Source organism: Streptomyces sp. NPDC032822, from assembly GCF_055578825.1.
This window is the reverse complement of sequence record NZ_JBVIOL010000001.1, coordinates 1,223,109-1,238,761: the sequence shown is the minus strand read 5'-3', so window position 1 is coordinate 1,238,761 and position 15,653 is coordinate 1,223,109. Positions and strand designations below refer to the sequence as shown.

General features: G+C 71.4%; 14 protein-coding genes and 2 pseudogenes. 6 read left to right on the top strand and 10 right to left on the bottom strand.

Features of this window, described 5'->3' with window-relative positions; genetic code table 11:
• Positions 1–192, bottom strand: a pseudogene (locus tag ACZ5VD_RS05700) (aa3-type cytochrome oxidase subunit I); the annotation flags it as partial.
• Positions 189–1,148, bottom strand: coding sequence for an aa3-type cytochrome oxidase subunit II (gene ctaC / locus ACZ5VD_RS05695; RefSeq protein WP_468549348.1), 960 nt, complete (start codon positions 1,146–1,148; stop codon positions 189–191). The pseudogene ACZ5VD_RS05700 and the gene ctaC, both read right to left, overlap by 4 nt.
• Before the next feature lie 319 nt (positions 1,149–1,467).
• On the opposite strand from ctaC, the gene ACZ5VD_RS05690 reads away from it, so the two are divergent.
• On the top strand, positions 1,468–2,844 hold the full coding sequence (locus ACZ5VD_RS05690; protein ID WP_468680922.1) for an aminotransferase class V-fold PLP-dependent enzyme: 1,377 nt from the start codon (positions 1,468–1,470) through the stop codon (positions 2,842–2,844).
• A 12-nt stretch (positions 2,845–2,856) separates the two neighbouring features.
• Here ACZ5VD_RS05690 and ACZ5VD_RS05685 read toward each other — a convergent pair whose 3' ends face one another.
• Positions 2,857–3,831 carry a carbohydrate kinase family protein gene (locus ACZ5VD_RS05685; protein ID WP_468549346.1) on the bottom strand — a complete coding sequence of 325 codons (975 nt, stop codon included), beginning with the start codon at positions 3,829–3,831 and terminating at the stop codon, positions 2,857–2,859.
• A 130-nt stretch (positions 3,832–3,961) separates the two neighbouring features.
• Between ACZ5VD_RS05685 and ACZ5VD_RS05680 the strand changes: the two genes are divergently transcribed.
• Both ACZ5VD_RS05680 and ACZ5VD_RS05675 read left to right on the top strand, forming a co-directional pair.
• Positions 3,962–4,171 (top strand): hypothetical protein, encoded by a 210-nt coding sequence (locus tag ACZ5VD_RS05680; RefSeq protein WP_468549345.1) that lies wholly within the window; start codon positions 3,962–3,964, stop codon positions 4,169–4,171.
• A gap of 148 nt (positions 4,172–4,319) precedes the next feature.
• On the top strand, positions 4,320–6,380 hold the full coding sequence (locus ACZ5VD_RS05675; protein ID WP_468680920.1) for a hypothetical protein: 2,061 nt from the start codon (positions 4,320–4,322) through the stop codon (positions 6,378–6,380).
• A 108-nt stretch (positions 6,381–6,488) separates the two neighbouring features.
• Here the strand turns inward: ACZ5VD_RS05675 and ACZ5VD_RS05670 are convergent, their stop codons facing one another.
• Complete coding sequence (locus ACZ5VD_RS05670) at positions 6,489–6,845, bottom strand: iron-sulfur cluster assembly accessory protein (protein ID WP_468549344.1); 357 nt, start codon at positions 6,843–6,845, stop codon at positions 6,489–6,491.
• 267 nt (positions 6,846–7,112) lie between these two features.
• Between ACZ5VD_RS05670 and nadA the strand changes: the two genes are divergently transcribed.
• The gene (gene nadA, locus ACZ5VD_RS05665; RefSeq protein ID WP_468549343.1) at positions 7,113–8,309 is read left to right on the top strand and encodes a quinolinate synthase NadA; all 1,197 of its coding nucleotides are present in this window, start codon (positions 7,113–7,115) and stop codon (positions 8,307–8,309) included.
• 19 nt (positions 8,310–8,328) lie between these two features.
• Here the strand turns inward: nadA and ACZ5VD_RS05660 are convergent, their stop codons facing one another.
• The 6 genes and pseudogenes from ACZ5VD_RS05660 to ACZ5VD_RS05635 all read right to left on the bottom strand — a co-directional run bounded on the left by ACZ5VD_RS05660 (position 8,329) and on the right by ACZ5VD_RS05635 (position 13,932).
• On the bottom strand, positions 8,329–10,575 hold the full coding sequence (locus ACZ5VD_RS05660; RefSeq protein ID WP_468680918.1) for a protein kinase domain-containing protein: 2,247 nt from the start codon (positions 10,573–10,575) through the stop codon (positions 8,329–8,331).
• A pseudogene (locus ACZ5VD_RS05655) lies at positions 10,566–10,852 on the bottom strand (hypothetical protein); the annotation flags it as partial. The gene ACZ5VD_RS05660 and the pseudogene ACZ5VD_RS05655, both read right to left, overlap by 10 nt.
• A gap of 30 nt (positions 10,853–10,882) precedes the next feature.
• On the bottom strand, positions 10,883–11,566 hold the full coding sequence (locus ACZ5VD_RS05650; RefSeq protein WP_468549341.1) for a response regulator: 684 nt from the start codon (positions 11,564–11,566) through the stop codon (positions 10,883–10,885).
• Positions 11,563–12,792 (bottom strand): sensor histidine kinase, encoded by a 1,230-nt coding sequence (locus tag ACZ5VD_RS05645; protein ID WP_468680916.1) that lies wholly within the window; start codon positions 12,790–12,792, stop codon positions 11,563–11,565. Before ACZ5VD_RS05645 ends, ACZ5VD_RS05650 begins: the two co-directional genes overlap by 4 nt.
• 33 nt (positions 12,793–12,825) lie before the next feature.
• Entirely contained in the window at positions 12,826–13,104 is a 279-nt protein-coding gene (gene pspAA, locus ACZ5VD_RS05640) for a PspA-associated protein PspAA (RefSeq protein WP_468549339.1), read from the bottom strand.
• 60 nt (positions 13,105–13,164) lie between these two features.
• Positions 13,165–13,932: a PspA/IM30 family protein gene (locus ACZ5VD_RS05635; protein WP_468549602.1), complete on the bottom strand. Its 768-nt coding sequence runs from the start codon at positions 13,930–13,932 to the stop codon at positions 13,165–13,167.
• A 254-nt stretch (positions 13,933–14,186) separates the two neighbouring features.
• Between ACZ5VD_RS05635 and ACZ5VD_RS05630 the strand changes: the two genes are divergently transcribed.
• Complete coding sequence (locus tag ACZ5VD_RS05630; protein ID WP_468549338.1) at positions 14,187–14,816, top strand: DUF3043 domain-containing protein; 630 nt, start codon at positions 14,187–14,189, stop codon at positions 14,814–14,816.
• Positions 14,817–14,899: 83 nt separating this feature from the next.
• A complete protein-coding gene (locus ACZ5VD_RS05625) occupies positions 14,900–15,637 on the top strand; it encodes a class I SAM-dependent methyltransferase (protein WP_468549337.1) in 738 nt (245 codons plus the stop codon).
• Positions 15,638–15,653: the final 16 nt, after the last annotated feature.

Genomic DNA, 15,653 nt, shown 5'->3' with positions numbered 1-15,653 from the left:
CAGCGCCATCACGCCACCGATGCAGAAGAACGCGAACGACGTGACCAGATACAACGTCCCGATCGTCTTGTGGTCAGTGGTGGTGAGCCACTTGATCACGACATTGCCGGGCTGCTTGCGCCTGACCGGCAGCTCGTCCGCGTAGTGGGACTCCGCCGCCGCGGCACCCTGGGGTTCGTTGAGGATGCTCACAGGTTGTTCGTCTCCCGGTTCTTCTCGTGGCTCGTCTGCGCGATGCCGGCGGGAACGTAACCGGTCTGCCCCTTCTTGGCCAGGTCCTTGAGGTGCTGCTCGTAGCGCTCGGGGGAGACGACCTTCACGTTGAACAGCATCCGGGAGTGGTCGACGCCGCACAGCTCTGCGCACTTGCCCAGGAAGGTGCCCTCCTTGTTGGGGGTCACCTCGAAGGCGTTGGTGTGGCCCGGAATGACGTCCTGCTTCATGAGGAACGGCACCACCCAGAAGGAGTGGATGACGTCACGCGAAGTGAGGACGAAGCGGACCGTCTTGCCCTTGGGGAGCCAGAGGGTCGGTCCGGGGTTCCCGGTCTGCGGGTTCTTCGTGGCGGGCGTACCGACGTCGTAGACACCGCCGGCGTTCGCCGGGAAGTCGTCCTTGAACCGGTCCGGAATGGCGTCCAGGTTCTTGTCGGTCACCGCGTCGCCGGTGGAACCGTCGACGGGCTCGATGTAGTTGAAGCCCCAGCTCCACTGGAAGCCGACGACGTTGATGGTGACGTCGGGCTTCTCCTTGAGGCTGAGGAGCTTCGATTCGTCACGGGCCGTGAAGTAGAACAGCACCGAGACGATGATGAGCGGGACCACGGTGTACAGCGCCTCGATGGGCATGTTGTACCGGGTCTGTGGGGGGACCTCGACCTTGGTGCGGCTGCGCCGGTGGAAGATCGCACTCCATACGATCAGGCCCCACACCAGCACGCCCACGGCGAGCGCGGCAGCCCACGAGCCCTGCCACAGGGAGAGGATCCGCGGAGCCTCTTCTGTGGTCGGGGTGGGCATACCAAGGCGGGGGAAGTCCTTGTATGTGCAACCGGTGGCGGTCGCCAGGACCAGGCCCGCGGTCATTGCCTGCAGCAGCTTCCGCCGCATCGGGCGCCGCGGCGAGCGGTCGGAGCCGTTGGGACTCACGTAGCGCCTTCCCGAGAGTCTCGCCCGCGCGGTTGAGCTGCGGCCTTCTCGCTGGTCCGGTCGCCGCCCTGCGTCGGGCAGGGGTTTGGATGTTTATGCGGACCAAACCCTAGCCGACGCCTTCCGGGGGTTCGCGGGGAGGGTGGCATACGCGTCGCGGGTCACTCTGATGGGGTGGGTATGGGCGCCTAATAGCTCGGGTCTGCGGCTTGTTGGGGCGGGTGCGGGTGCGTCGCGGCTTGTCGCGCCCACGCGGCGGAGCCGCACATCTCGCGGCTTCGCGCCGCTGTGATGCGGGCGCACGTTCTAACGTTGCCGTGTGTCCTACTTCGATGCCGCCTCCTCCGCTCCCCTGCATCCCGTTGCCCGGCAGGCCCTGTTGGCCTCGCTCGACGAAGGGTGGGCGGATCCCGCACGGCTGTACAGGGAGGGGCGGCGGGCCCGGATGCTGCTCGACGCGGCACGGGAGGCCGCCGCCGAATCGGTGGGGTGCCGGCCGGACGAACTCCTCTTCACCGCGTCCGGAACGCGGGCCGTCCACACCGGAATCGCGGGGGCGCTGGCGGGGCGGCGGCGCGTCGGACGTCACCTGATCGTGTCTTCGGTCGAACACTCTTCGGTACTCCATTCGGCGGAGGTGTTCGAAGCGGACGGCGGGTCGGTGACGCAGGTGCCGGTGTCGCGGTCGGGGGCGGTGACCGTGGAGTCGTACGCGGAGGCGCTGCGGCCGGACACCGCGCTGGCGTGCCTCCAGTCCGCCAACCACGAGGTGGGGACCGCGCAGCCGGTGGCCGGGGTCGCCGAGGCGTGCCGGGCGGCCGGGGTGCCGTTGCTGGTGGACGGGGCCCAGTCGCTGGGGTGGGGGCCGGTGGAGGGCGACTGGTCGCTGCTCGCCGCCAGCGCCCACAAGTGGGGCGGACCCTCGGGGGTCGGGCTCCTGGTCGTGCGCAAGGGGGTGCGGTTCGCGCCCCAAGGGCCCGTGGACGAGCGGGAGTCGGGGAGGGCGGCCGGCTTCGAGAACATTCCGGCGATCGTGGCGGCGGCGGCCTCGCTGCGGGCGGTGCGGGCCGAGGCGGCACAAGAGGCGGTACGGCTGCGGGAGCTGACGGAGCGGATCCGGGCCCGGGTGCCGCGGCTGGTGCCGGACGTGGAGGTGGTCGGTGATCCGGAGCGGCGGCTGCCCGGTGTCGTCACCTTCTCCTGTCTCTATGTCGACGGGGAGACTCTGCTGCACGAGCTGGACCGGGCCGGTTTCTCCGTCTCGTCCGGATCGTCCTGCACGAGCAGCACGCTGACGCCCAGCCATGTGCTGCGGGCGATGGGCGTGCTCAGCGAGGGGAACGTCCGGGTGTCACTGCCGCTCGGGACGCCCGAGGGGGACGTCGAGCGGTTCCTCGACGTGCTGCCGGGGGCGGTGGCCGCGGTGCGGGAGAAGCTGGGGGCGCCCGCTCCCGCCGTGGCGGTGCGGGACGACGTGCTGGTCGTGGACGCCCTGGGCAAGCGGTGCCCGATCCCGGTGATCGAGCTGGCGAAGGTCTTCGGCGGGGTGCCGGTGGGCGGCCTCGTCCGGGTGCTCTCGGACGACGAGGCGGCCCGGCTGGACATCCCGGCGTGGTGCGAGATGCGCGGGCAGGAGTACGTGGGCGAGGAGCCGGCGGACCAGGGCTCGGCCCATGTGGTCCGCCGGCTCTCCTAGCGGTACGCGCGGTTACGCGAGGTGCTTCTGGACCTCGGCGGCGGCCTCGTCGCCGTACGCCTTGGTGAAGCGCTCCATGAAGTGGCCGCGGCGCAGCTGGTACTCCTGGGTGCCGACCGTCTCGATGACGAGGGTGGCGAGCATGCAGCCGACCTGGGCGGCGCGCTCCAGGGAGACGCCCCAGACGAGGCCGGAGAGGAAACCGGCACGGAAGGCGTCGCCGACACCGGTGGGGTCGGCCTTGCGCTCCTCCTGCGCGCAGCCGACGACGACCGGCTCCTCGCCGACCCGCTCGATACGGACGCCCTGGGCGCCGAGCGTGGTGACGCGATGGCCGACCCTGGACAGGATCTCCTCGTCCGTCCAGCCCGTCTTGGACTCGATGAGGCCCTTCTCGTACTCGTTCGAGAAGAGGTACGCCGCCCCGTCCAGCAGGGTGCGGATGTCGTCGCCGCCCATGCGGGCGATCTGCTGGGAGAAGTCCGCGCCGAAGGGGATGGACCGGGAGCGGCACTCCTCGGTGTGGCGGAGCATGCCCTCCGGGTCGTCGGCGCCGATGAGCACCAGGTCGAGGCCGCCGACGCGGTCGGCGACGGTCTTGAGCTCGATGAGGCGGGCCTCGCTCATCGCGCCGGTGTAGAAGGAGCCGATCTGGTTGTGGTCGGCGTCCGTCGTGCACACGAAGCGGGCGGTGTGCAGGGTCTCGGAGATCCGCACGGAGGCGGTGTCGACGCCGTGCCGGTCCAGCCAGGCCCGGTACTCGTCGAAGTCGAAGCCGGCGGCGCCGACCAGGATCGGTGCGGTGCCGAGCTGCCCCATCCCGAAGGCGATGTTCGCGCCGACGCCACCCCGGCGGACGTCGAGGTTGTCGACCAGGAAGGAGAGCGAGACCGTGTGCAGCTGGTCCGCGACGAACTGGTCGGCGAATCGGCCGGGGAAGGTCATGAGGTGGTCGGTGGCGATGGAGCCGGTGACTGCGATGCGCACGGCGTTGACTCTCCTGTGGGGAGACGGATTGACAGTTCACGCTACCGGGTCGGCGGGAGCCTCTGAAGCCGCCAAAACTACCCGATAGTAGATCTTTCTTCGCAGGCCCGACCGTGTCTACGGTGCGGCTATGACGAACCTCGAAGTCCCTGCACCCGTCGCGGCCGACCCGGACGGCGATCTGGCGTCGCTGCGCGGTGACTGCGCGCGGATGGCTCCCCACTGGGCGGTCCCCGACCGGATCACTGCCCTTCCGGTCTCCCCGTCACTCATCCACGGCGTAACCGTACCGTCCGCTTCGGCCCGGCTCCTCGACGCGATGTCGGAGTACGGCGACTAGACAGCGCGTGACGGGAACCGCGCGCTCCCCCGCTGCGTCCCATCGGCGTCCCCCGTAAAGGGGATGCGGGATACGACCCGTGGGCCGACCTCTTTGACAGGGTCGGGTCAGGGTCATGGGACAGATGCGCAGCCGAAGGAGCGATGCGGTGAACACCGAGCGACCCGACCACGACGACGTCGGCCCGAAGGACGGTGCCGACGGCTCCGCCGGGGAGCCGCGCGTTTCGGACGGGCGGTCCGCCTCGGAGGAAGCGGCGGAGTCTCCGGAGGCGGAAGCCTCGGAGAACCGGACGGCCGTGGACTCCGAGGCGGAACAGGAAGCCGCCGGGGCCGAGGCGGAGCAAGAGGACGCAGCGGCCGAGGCGAAGGCAGAGGCAGGGCAGGAAGCCGCGGACATCGAGGCGGAGGACGAGGCTGCGGACGTCGAGGCGGAGCATGAGGCCGCCGGCGCCGAGGCGGAGGACGGCGTCGAGGCGCCCGGCGCGGAGGAGCCTGCCGCCGACGGCGATACGCCGCCTGACGCGGACGGCGAAGGCGAGACCGCCGAGGTCTCCGAGGTTGCGGAGGCCGCCGAGGTCTCCCCGGTCTCCGGCGCCTCCGATCCTTCCGACGCCTCCGCGCGGGAGGGTGTCTCGGACCCTGCCCCTGAGCGTGTTGCCGGGGGCGATGCGGCCGACTCCGAAGGCGACGCCCCGCCCCGGCGTCGCCCCACCCTGGTCGCCGCCTCCGTCGCCGCCGCCGTGCTGTTGGTCGGGGGCGGTGGGGCGTACCTCACCACCACGGCCACCGGAGGCACCGGGGGCCGTACGACGTCCGGGGCGGGCGGCGACGGCACTCCCCCGCCGCTCGCGCTCGACGGCTACTCCGAGGCCGCCGGTTCCCACGGCATCGCGCCCGGTGAGCCCAACCCGTACGGCGCCACCTACCGCGCCGACGACGGCACACTCCCGGACGGCCCCGGCTCGGCGCCGGTGTACCGGTCGGCCGGCATGGTCGGCGAGGAGCAGGTGGCCGCGTTGGCGAAGGCGCTCGGCGTCGCCGGGAAGCCGGTGCTCCAGGGGCAGGACTGGCGGGTCGGCGCGAAGGACGGTTCGGGGCCGAGCCTCCAGGTGAACCGGCAGGCGCCGGGTGCCTGGACGTTCCACCGGTACGCGCCGGGCCCGGACGCCTGCCAGAGCGAGACCGTGTGTGCGGACACCCCCGCCGACACGGCCGCCGACCCGGTGAGCGAGGCGGTCGCGAAGCAGGCGGCCGCGCCGGTCCTGAAGGCGCTGGGCCAGGACGACGCGAAGCTGGACGCGAGCCAGACCGCGGGCGCCCAGCGGATCGTGAACGCCGATCCGGTGGTCGGCGGGCTGCCCACGTACGGCTGGACGACCGGCGTCACCGTCAGCGCCCAGGGCGAAGTGGTGGGCGGCAACGGCCAGGTGAGGACGCCGGCGAAGGGGGACACGTACCCCGTGCTGAGCGCGGAGAGGACGCTGGGGCTGATGAACACCTCCGCGGGGACCGGCTCCGACCACCGCATGGGCATCGGGGGCTGTGCGAGCCCCGTACCGCTGAAGGACCGGCTGGAGGCGCCCTGCGGGGAGTCCACCGGGTCCACCGGGTCCGCCGCGGAGCCCACCGGGGAGACCGCCGCCACGCCGACGGCCGGGCAGAAGGAGACGATCACGGTCGAGAAGGCCGTGTTCGGGCTGGCGTCGCAGTCGGTGGACGGGCGGCAGGCGCTGGTGCCGTCCTGGCTGTTCGAGGTGCGGGCGGCGGGCGCGCAGGACGCGTTCACGGTGACGCATCCGGCGGTCGACCCGAAGTACCTGACCTCGGCCACGCCGTCCGTGGAGCCGACCGCGCCCTCCGTGCCCCCGGCCTCACCGGGTGACGAGCCGACGGCCGCGCCGGCCACCCGGGACGTCCAGGTGGACGGCTACACGGCCGAGGGGAACGAGCTGACCGTGAACTTCACGGGCGGGGTGTGCGCCGACTACAAGGCGACGGCGAGCGAGAGCAGTTCGGGCGAGGTGAGGGTCACGGTGACCGAGACGCCCTGGCCGGACAAGGTCTGCATCATGATCGCGAAGGTGTACCAGCAGACCGTGCCGCTGGACGCGCCGCTGGGCGGCCGTACGGTCGTGGGGGTGGACGGCAAGGAGGTCCCGCTGCAGAAGGCGGGGGCGCGGCTCCCGGAGGCGTCCGGGGCGCGGTAGCGCGCGCCCGGACATGCGCGAAGGCGGCGGCCCTGTCGGAGGGGGCCGCCGCCTTCTCGTCGCTCGGCTGTCCAGCTCTGGTGCCCGGCCGAAGGCCGGGCAGGAGGCTTAGCTGAAGGAGTCGCCGCAGGCGCAGGAGCCCGTCGCGTTCGGGTTGTCGATCGTGAAGCCCTGCTTCTCGATGGTGTCGACGAAGTCGATGGACGCGCCACCCAGGTACGGGGCGCTCATGCGGTCGGTGACCACCTTGACACCGTCGAAGTCCTTGAGGACGTCGCCGTCGAGGGAACGCTCGTCGAAGAAGAGCTGGTAGCGCAGGCCGGAGCAGCCACCGGGCTGAACGGCGACGCGCAGAGCCAGGTCCTCGCGGCCTTCCTGGTCGAGCAGGGCCTTGACCTTCGCCGCGGCGGCGTCGGACAGGATGATGCCGTCGGTGGCGGTGCTGGTCTCGTCCGATACGGACATCTACATCTCTCCCGGGTTGTACGGAGACTGCTTGCCGACGGTTGCAACCGTCGGGGCCGCGGATTCATTCCGGGCCGAGGGCGGGTCTTTCCTCTTCTTCTCTCTTCATGCTCGCACACACGCGCTGAAGCGAACAGCGGCCTCCGGTCCGGCTTCGGGATTCACGTCACATCGACGTTATGACGATCGTCAAAGTGACGTGAAGCGGGTTATGATAGATAACGTCAGTTCGACGAAAAGTAGAGAAAAGTAGAAAGGGTGCGTGCCGTGACCACCGCCCAGACCACGGAGCTCGACGTACAGCCGACTCCGCTCGCCCTGTTGTTGCTCGGCCGCGAGGCCGACCCGAAGAGCGAGCGGGGCGTCGAATGTCCCGGCGACCTGCCCTCGCCCTCCGACCCTGACCTGGTCGAGCGGGCCCGCGCCGCCAAGGAGAAGCTCGGGGACAAGGTGTTCGTCCTCGGCCATCACTACCAGCGCGACGAGGTCATCCAGTTCGCGGACGTCACCGGCGACTCCTTCAAGCTGGCCAAGGACGCGGCCGCGCGCCCGGAGGCCGAGTACATCGTGTTCTGCGGTGTGCACTTCATGGCCGAGTCGGCCGACATCCTGACGTCCGACGACCAGAAGGTGGTCCTCCCCGACCTGGCCGCCGGCTGCTCGATGGCCGACATGGCCACCGCCGAGCAGGTCGCCGAGTGCTGGGACGTGCTGACCGAGGCCGGCATAGCCGAGCAGGTCGTGCCCGTCTCGTACATGAACTCCTCCGCGGACATCAAGGCGTTCACGGGCAAGCACGGCGGCACGATCTGCACGTCGTCGAACGCCGAGCGGGCCCTTGAGTGGGCCTTCGGGCAGGGCGAGCCCTCGACGACGAAGGTCCTGTTCCTGCCCGACCAGCACCTCGGCCGCAACACCGCGGTGCGGGAGCTGGGGATGACCCTGGAGGACTGCGTCCTCTACAACCCGCACAAGCCGAACGGCGGGCTGACCGTGGAGCAGCTGCGCGCCGCGAAGATGATCCTGTGGCGGGGCCACTGCTCGGTGCACGGCCGCTTCAGCCTGGAGTCGGTCGAGGACGTCCGCGCCCGGATACCCGGCGTGAACGTGCTGGTGCACCCCGAGTGCAAACACGAGGTGGTGTCCGCGGCGGACTACGTCGGCTCGACCGAGTACATCATCAAGGCGCTGGAGGCCGCCCCGGCCGGTTCAAAGTGGGCCATCGGGACCGAGCTGAACCTCGTGCGCCGCCTCGCGAACCGTTTCGCGGCCGAGGACAAGGAGATCGTGTTCCTCGACAAGACGGTCTGCTTCTGCTCGACCATGAACCGCATCGACCTCCCCCACCTGGTGTGGACCCTGGAGTCCCTCGCCGAGGGCAACCTCGTCAACCGCATCGAGGTCGACAAGGAGACCGAGGCGTTCGCGAAGCTGGCGCTGGAGCGGATGCTGGCGCTGCCGTAGGGCTCGGGGCCTCCCCCGCTCACTCCGACACGGGCTCCCGGTCGGGGTGGGCGGGGTCGACGCTGAAGACGGTGCCGTCCGGGGTGTTCGCGATCAGCGCGCCGCCGTACAGCAGCACCTCGGACTTGGTCACGTCGCCGCTGGCGAGCTGCTCGGCGTGCGCGCCCGTCTCCCACAGCAGCGTGCCCTTGCGCGCGTCGAGGGCCGCCACCCGGCCGCTGGTGCTGGCCAAATACAGGGTGCGGGTGCGGGCGTCGTACGTGGGCCGGCCCGAGCCCTCGGCACCGGTCCTGGTCTGCCACAGCTGTTCGCCGGTCAGCGGGGAGGCGGCGGTCACCTGGCCGTTGGCCTCGGTGATCCACAGGGTGTCGGCGGCCAGCGTCACCGCACCCGCGTAGGTCTTCGCCAGTTTCGTCGTGGTGCGGGCGCCGGTGTCCGGGTCGACCAGCACGATCTCGCCGAACGTCAGTTCCTCGGGGCGCGTCGGTCCCGTGGTGCCGACCGCGAAGGCCAGCCTGCCGTCGACGGCGCCGAGCAGACCGGTCGTGTACGGGGTCTTCAGACGCCGGACCACCGACCCGTCACTCCGGTCCAGTTCCAGGAGCTCGGCGGACCGGCTCTCGTCCGCCGGGAAGCAGTGCTCGTACAGGCCGGAGCCCACCGTGGGGAACTGGCAGTAGTGGTCGGCGGGCAGCTGCGCGGTCCAGCGGGCGGCGCCGGTGCGCGCGGAACGGGCCGTCAGCGTCCGGCCACTGGTGTCGGGGGTCAGGACGAGGTCGCCGGACATGGCGAGGTCGATGCTCGTGTCGTTCACCTCGCGGCTCCACAGCCGCTCGCCGCTGTCCACGTCGAGGGCGATGACACTGACCGTCGAGTTCCCGGTGCTCCGTGTGTACACGACCTGCCGGACGAGCACCGCGCCGTCCCGCACTCCGAGGAGCATGAAGGAGTTCAGCCCCGCGCCGGTGCCGACGACCGTAAGGGCCGAGCGCCACACGGTCTCGCCGGTACGGCCGTCCAGACGTACCGGAAGGATGTTGTTGCCCGCGCAGTAGACCGCGTTCTCGTAGCGGTGGCAGTTGATGTCGCCTAGTTCACCGCTGTCCACGCCCAGCGCCTTGGTCTCGCCCCGCGGTGCCGTCTTGAACGCCGTCGACTGCCAGGACGTGAAGCCGGTGGGCGCCGCCGCCCACCGGGAGGCCGCCGACGGGGCGGCGCCCGCCGCCGCCGGCGTACTGTCCGGGAATCCCGGCCCGAACCGCACGTACCCCAGCAGGCCCAGGGTCAGGGCGCCCACCGTGCCGACCGCCACCAGCAACGGGCGGCGGCCCCGCCCGGACCGGCGGATCCGCCCGGCCGACGTCACCGCCACCGGGTCGGCCCCGGCGGACGTCGGCTCGGCGGTCCCCGGCGCGTTCACCCGCAGGGCCACCGTGAGCGGGTCACGGGGGTCCGGCTCGGGCAGTGCGTCCTCGAACTGCTTCGTCAGCTCGTCGAGTTCGGGCCGGTCGGCGGTCTCCTTGCTCAGACAGCGTTCCAGCACCGCGCGCAGCGGCTGGGAGATGCCGTCCAGCACGGGCGCCTCGTGGACGACCCGGAAGGCGGTCAGATAGGGGCTGTCGGTGTCGAAGGGGCCGCGCCCGGTGACCGAGAACACCAGCAGCGCGCCCAGGGAGAAGACGTCCGAGGCGGGGCCGACCGTGCGGGCGTCGGTGAACTGCTCCGGGGACATGAAGGGCGGGGTGCCGATCATCTGGCCGGTCTCGGTGAGGGTGTTGTGGTTCTCGACCGCGCGGGAGATGCCGAAGTCGATGACGCGGGGCCCGTCCTCGGCCATCAGGACGTTGCCGGGCTTGAGGTCGCGGTGCACGACCCCGGCCCGGTGGATGTCCCGCAGTGCCTCCACCAGCCCGAGGGCCAGCTGCCGCAGTTCCGCGGGGCGCAGCGCGCCGTCGGCACGGATCCGCTCGGCCAGCGAGCGGCCCGCCACGTACTGGGTCGCCATCCACGGCCGTACCGCCTCGGGATCGGCGTCCACCACCGGCGCGGTGAAGGCGCCGCTCACCTTGCGGACGGCCTCGATCTCCTGCCGGAACCGGGACCGGAAGACCGCGTCCTGGGCGTACTGGGCGTGCACCACCTTGACGGCGACGTCACGGCCGGACCGCGACCTGCCCCGGTAGACGATCCCCATGCCCCCGCTGCCGAGCCGGTCGACCAGTTTGTAGCCGCCGACCGATTTCGGGTCGTCCTTGTTCAGTGGCACCGCCGGTATCCCCTTCCCCCGTGAAGCCCTTCGAGCCACAGGATACGGAACGGCAAAACGACGGAGGCCTTGGCCTGTTGGGCGGGCAGGCCGCCCTTCTTCGCCGCGCGCTTCTTCGCCCGGCGCTCCTTGCGGAGTTCCGGAGTTCGGGCATCGCGCAGAGCGTCGAGACCAGGAGCAGGGTCGGCAGGGTCGGCAGGGTCGGCAGGGTCGAGGTGATCAGGTCGCCGATCACGACCACCGCGAGCGGCTGGGCGAGGAAGCCGCCCTCGCCGGTGCCGGCCGCGGCGCTACGGGAGCGTCGAGATCACTCCGCCCTCGGGCGTACCAGGCCCGACTCGTACGCGGTCACCACGAGCTGTGCCCGGTCCCGGGCGCCCAGCTTGGCCATGGCCCGGTTGACGTGCGTCTTCACGGTGAGCGGGCTGACCTCCAGGCGATCGGCGATCTCGTCGTTCGAGTGGCCGCCGGCGACCTGGACCAGGACCTCGCGCTCCCGCACGGTCAGCGCGGCCAGGCGCTCCGCGCGGGCCGGGTCGCGGTCGTCGTCCCCCGCGTCGCCCTGGGCGAGGAAGCGGGCGATGAGGCCCTTCGTCGCGGCCGGGGACAGCAGCGCCTCGCCGCCCGCCGCGACCCGGATCGCGCTGAGGAGTTCCTCGGGCTCGGACCCCTTGCCGAGGAAGCCGGAGGCGCCCGCGCGCAGCGACTGCACGACGTAGTCGTCGACCTCGAACGTCGTCAGGATGACCACGCGGACATGGGCGAGCGAGGGGTCGGCGCTGATCATGCGGGTGGCCGCGAGGCCGTCGGTGCCCGGCATGCGGATGTCCATCAGGACGACGTCGGCCCGCTGCTCCTTGGTCAGCCGCACCGCCTCCACCCCGTCGGACGCCTCGCCCACGACCTCCATGTCGGGCTCCGAGTCGACGAGCACCCGGAAGGCGCTGCGCAGCAGTGCCTGGTCGTCGGCGAGCAGGACACGGATGGTCATACGGATTCCCCCGGCTTTCCCGTGGTGGTCGTGCGGGTCTTGATCGGCAGGATCGCGTGGACGCGGAAGCCGCCTCCGTAGCGAGGGCCGGTGGTCAGGGTGCCGCGCAGGGCGGTGACCCGCTCGCGCATGCCGAGCAGGCCGTGGCCGCCGCCGCTGTCGGGGTCGTCGTCCTCGCCGGCCCCGTCGTCGAGGACGGTGATCTCGATGTTCGGTCCCACCCTGACGACGCTGACCTCGGCCTTGGCCTCCGTCCCGGCGTGCTTCTGCACGTTGGTGAGGGCCTCCTGGATGACGCGGTAGGCGGCCAGGTCGACGGCGGCGGGCAGGGTGGTGTTGTGGTCCGCGCGGGCGACCTCGACCTGCAGCCCGGCGTTGCGGAAGGTGGCGACGAGTTCGTCGAGCCGGACCAGGCCGGGGGCCGGTTCGGTCGGTGCCTCCGGGTCGCCGGACTGGCGCAGCAGCCCGACCGTGGCCCGCAGTTCGTTCAGCGCCGAGCGGCTGGCCTCCCGTACGTGGGCCAGCGCCTCCTTGGCCTGGTCGGGCCGCTTGTCCATGACGTGGGAGGCGACTCCGGCCTGGACGTTGACCAGGGCGATGTGGTGGGCGACCACGTCGTGCAGGTCGCGGGCGATGCGCAGGCGTTCCTCGGCGACCCGGCGGCGGGCCTCCTCCTCGCGGGTGCGCTCGGCCCGCTCAGCGCGCTCCCTGATGGCGTGGATGAACGCGCGCCGGCTGCGGACGGCGTCCCCCGCGGTGGCGCCGATGCCGGTCCAGGCGAAGATCGCGAGGTTCTCCTGGGCGTACCACGGCAGTGGGCCGGCGAGCATGGAGGCGCCGGTCAGGACGGTCATGGTGAGCAGGCCGACGCGCCAGGTGGTGGGGCGGTCGGTGGACGCGGCGACGGTGTAGAGGGCGATGACCGCGGCCATCGCGACGGGGGCGCGGGGGTCGCCGGTGACGGCCTCGACGAGCGAGAAGCCGACGGTGAGGGCGAGGACGGTCTTCGGGGCGCGGCGGCGGAACACCAGGGTGGCGGACGCGAGCACGATGAGGACCAGGCTCAGCGGGTCGGGGGTGCGGACGCTCCAGCTGACGTCGTGCTCGCCGTGCGGGTCGACGAACGAGCCGGCCACCATGCAGGCGAGGACGCCGGCGGCGAGGGCCGCGTCCAGCGCCATCGGGTGTGCTTTGAGGTGGCGCCGGGCGCGGTCGAGGGTGTTCACGTGTGTCCAGGGGATGAGAGGTGCGGCTCGGACTCAGCCCGGGATCAGGCCGTCGTCGCTCAGCAGCTCCCGTACCTCTTCCAGGGTCGCGCCCGGTGACGGGAGGATCAGTTCCGACGGTTCCAGGGAGTCGTCGGGCAGCGGCTCGCCCAGTTCGCGGACCTTGGACAGCAGGGCTGTCAGGGTGTCGCGGAAGCCGGGGCCGTCGCCGTTCTCCATCTCCCTCAGGAGTTCGTCGTCCAGCTTGTTCAGCTCGGTGAGGTGGCCGTCGGCCAGCCTCACCTGCCCCTCCCCCATGATCCGTACGATCATGTCGCCCTCCTCAGGCGTGGGCCCTGCGGGTCGTTGCCGCGGTCGTCGCGGTCGCTGCCGTCACTGCTTGTCGAAACGCGGGGTGTCCTGCGGCTGCTGCGGGGTCTGCTGCTGGCTCGTGCCACCTTCGATGGCCTGCTTCCCGGTGCCGCCGCCGGCCAGCTCCGCCTTCATCCGCTGGAGTTCCAGCTCTACATCCGTACCACCGGAGAGCCGGTCCAGCTCGGCCTGGATGTCGTCCTTGTGCATGCCGGACTGGTCGTCCAGGGCGCCCGAGGCGAGCAGTTCGTCGATCGCGCCGGCGCGGGCCTGGAGCTGGGCCGTCTTGTCCTCGGCGCGCTGAATGGCCAGGCCGACGTCGCCCATCTCCTCGGAGATGCCGGAGAACGCCTCGCCGATGCGGGTCTGTGCCTGGGCCGCGGTGTACGTGGCCTTGATCGTCTCCTTCTTGGTGCGGAAGGCGTCGACCTTGGCCTGGAGCCGCTGGGCCGCCAGAGTGAGTTTCTCCTCCTCGCCCTGGAGCGTGGAGTGCTGGGTCTCCAGGTCGGTCACCTGTTGCTGGAGCGCGGAGCGACGGGACAGCGCCTCGCGGGCCAGGTCCTCACGGCCCAGCGCGAGTGCCTTGCGGCCCTGGTCCTCCAGCTTGGACGACTGGGACTGCAGCTGGTTCAGCTGGAGTTCCAGGCGCTTGCGCGAGGTCGCCACGTCGGCGACTCCGCGACGCACCTTCTGCAGCAGCTCCAGCTGCTTCTGGTACGAGTAATCGAGGGTTTCGCGCGGGTCCTCGGCCCGGTCAAGGGCCTTGTTCGCCTTCGCGCGGAAGATCATCCCCATACGCTTCATGACACCGCTCATGGGCTTCGCGCGCCCCCTTCTGACGACTTCCGGCTCCAGCTCTGCAACAGCACCCACAGTACGGGCCCTGCATCCATTACCGCACTGTTCGGGGACCGATGCGCTCATCCCCAAGGACGACTGAGCAAGGCCCGGCTCCGGCGTAAGGAGTAGGTGACCGTCAGGGCTCCCTGTCCTCCCTACAGACGACCGGCGTTGCCGGATCGTTCCCCGCCGGGCTGGGGTCCATGCCCCCGCACCCCGTACCCTTGGGTTTTGTGTTCCGTAGCCGTGCCAAGGATGAGAAGGCCCCGGCCGCCGACAAGGCGCCCCTGACCGACTCCAAGCAGACCCGTGACCCGCAGGCGAAGAAGGGTCGGCCCACGCCCAAGCGCAGTGAGGCCCAGACCCAGCGCCGCAGCGTGGCCAACACGCCGACCACGCGCAAGGAGGCATCCAAGCGTCAGCGCGACGAGCGGCGTGTCCAGCTGGACAAGCAGCGCCAGGCGCTCGCCGGGGGTGACGAGCGGTACCTTCCCGCCCGTGACAAGGGCCCGGTGCGCAAGTTCGCGCGTGACTCCGTCGACTCGCGGTTCAACATCGCCGAGTTCTTCCTGCCGATGGCCGTGGTCATCCTCGTGCTGAGCATGGTGCGGGTGGGCGCGCTGCAGAGCATCGCTCTGCTGCTGTGGCTGGTCGTGATCGTGCTGATCGTGCTCGACTCGGCGCTCAGCGGCTTCCGCCTGAAGAAGCGGCTGGCCGAGCGCTTCCCGGACCAGAACCGGCGCGGCGCGGTGGCCTACGCCCTGATGCGCTCGCTCCAGATGCGCCGGCTCCGGCTGCCCAAGCCGCAGGTCAAGCGTGGAGAGCGGCCCTGAGCACTACGCCGTTCTCGGGGGGCGCGGCGGATGCCTGGCTGGACCGGCTGGGCGGGCTGCGGGACGTCGTACGACAGGAGCTGGTGGCCCGGCAGCTCGATGAGCAGATAGCCGGGCGGTTCCCGGTGGGACAGCGCCTGAGGGTGCTCGACGTGGGGATGGGCCAGGGCACGCAGGCGCTGCGGCTGGCCCGGGCCGGGCATCAGGTCACCGGCGTCGAGCAGGACCCCAGGATGATCGCCGCCGCCCGGGAGACGCTGGCCGCCGAGCCGGTGGGCATCCGGGACCGGGTGCGGCTGGTGCAGAGCGACGGCCGGGACACCGGGGTGCACTTCCTGCCGGGCAGCTTCGACGTGGTGCTGTGCCACGGCGTGCTCATGTACATCGAGGAGCCCGATCCGCTGCTGGCGGGGCTGGCCCGGATGCTCGCCCGGGGCGGGCTGCTGTCGCTGCTCGTGCGCAACGCGGACGCGCTGGCCATGCGGCCGGGGCTGCTGGGTGACTGGGCCGGTGCGCTGGCCGCCTTCGACACCACCGCATACACCAACCGGCTGGGCCTGGACGTCCGGGCCGACCGGCTGGCGACGCTCACCGCGACCCTCGCGGGCATCGGGGCGCCGTTGCAGGCCTGGTACGGCGTCCGGGTGTTCACGGACACCGCGGCCGACGAGGCGGACATCCCGGCCGACGTCGGGACGCTGCTGGCGGCCGAGGAGCGGGCCGGGCGGACGGATCCGTACCGGGGGGTCGCCGCGCTGCTGCACCTGTGTGGGGTGCGGGGCGCGGGGCTGAGCCGTGCGGGCGTCGAGGCCGGCGGCTAGACCGCATCCGAGGCCG

Bases quoted from the DNA above. Each gene is read 5' to 3' on its own strand.
- ACZ5VD_RS05680 (WP_468549345.1), top strand. From the start codon at position 3,962: ATGACGAACCTCGAAGTCCCTGCACCCGTCGCGGCCGACCCGGACGGC.
- ACZ5VD_RS05650 (WP_468549341.1), bottom strand. From the start codon at position 11,566: ATGACCATCCGTGTCCTGCTCGCCGACGACCAGGCACTGCTGCGCAGC.
- ACZ5VD_RS05670 (WP_468549344.1), bottom strand. From the start codon at position 6,845: ATGTCCGTATCGGACGAGACCAGCACCGCCACCGACGGCATCATCCTG.
- ACZ5VD_RS05630 (WP_468549338.1), top strand. From the start codon at position 14,187: ATGCCCCCGCACCCCGTACCCTTGGGTTTTGTGTTCCGTAGCCGTGCC.
- pspAA (WP_468549339.1), bottom strand. From the start codon at position 13,104: ATGATCGTACGGATCATGGGGGAGGGGCAGGTGAGGCTGGCCGACGGC.
- ACZ5VD_RS05635 (WP_468549602.1), bottom strand. From the start codon at position 13,932: ATGATCTTCCGCGCGAAGGCGAACAAGGCCCTTGACCGGGCCGAGGAC.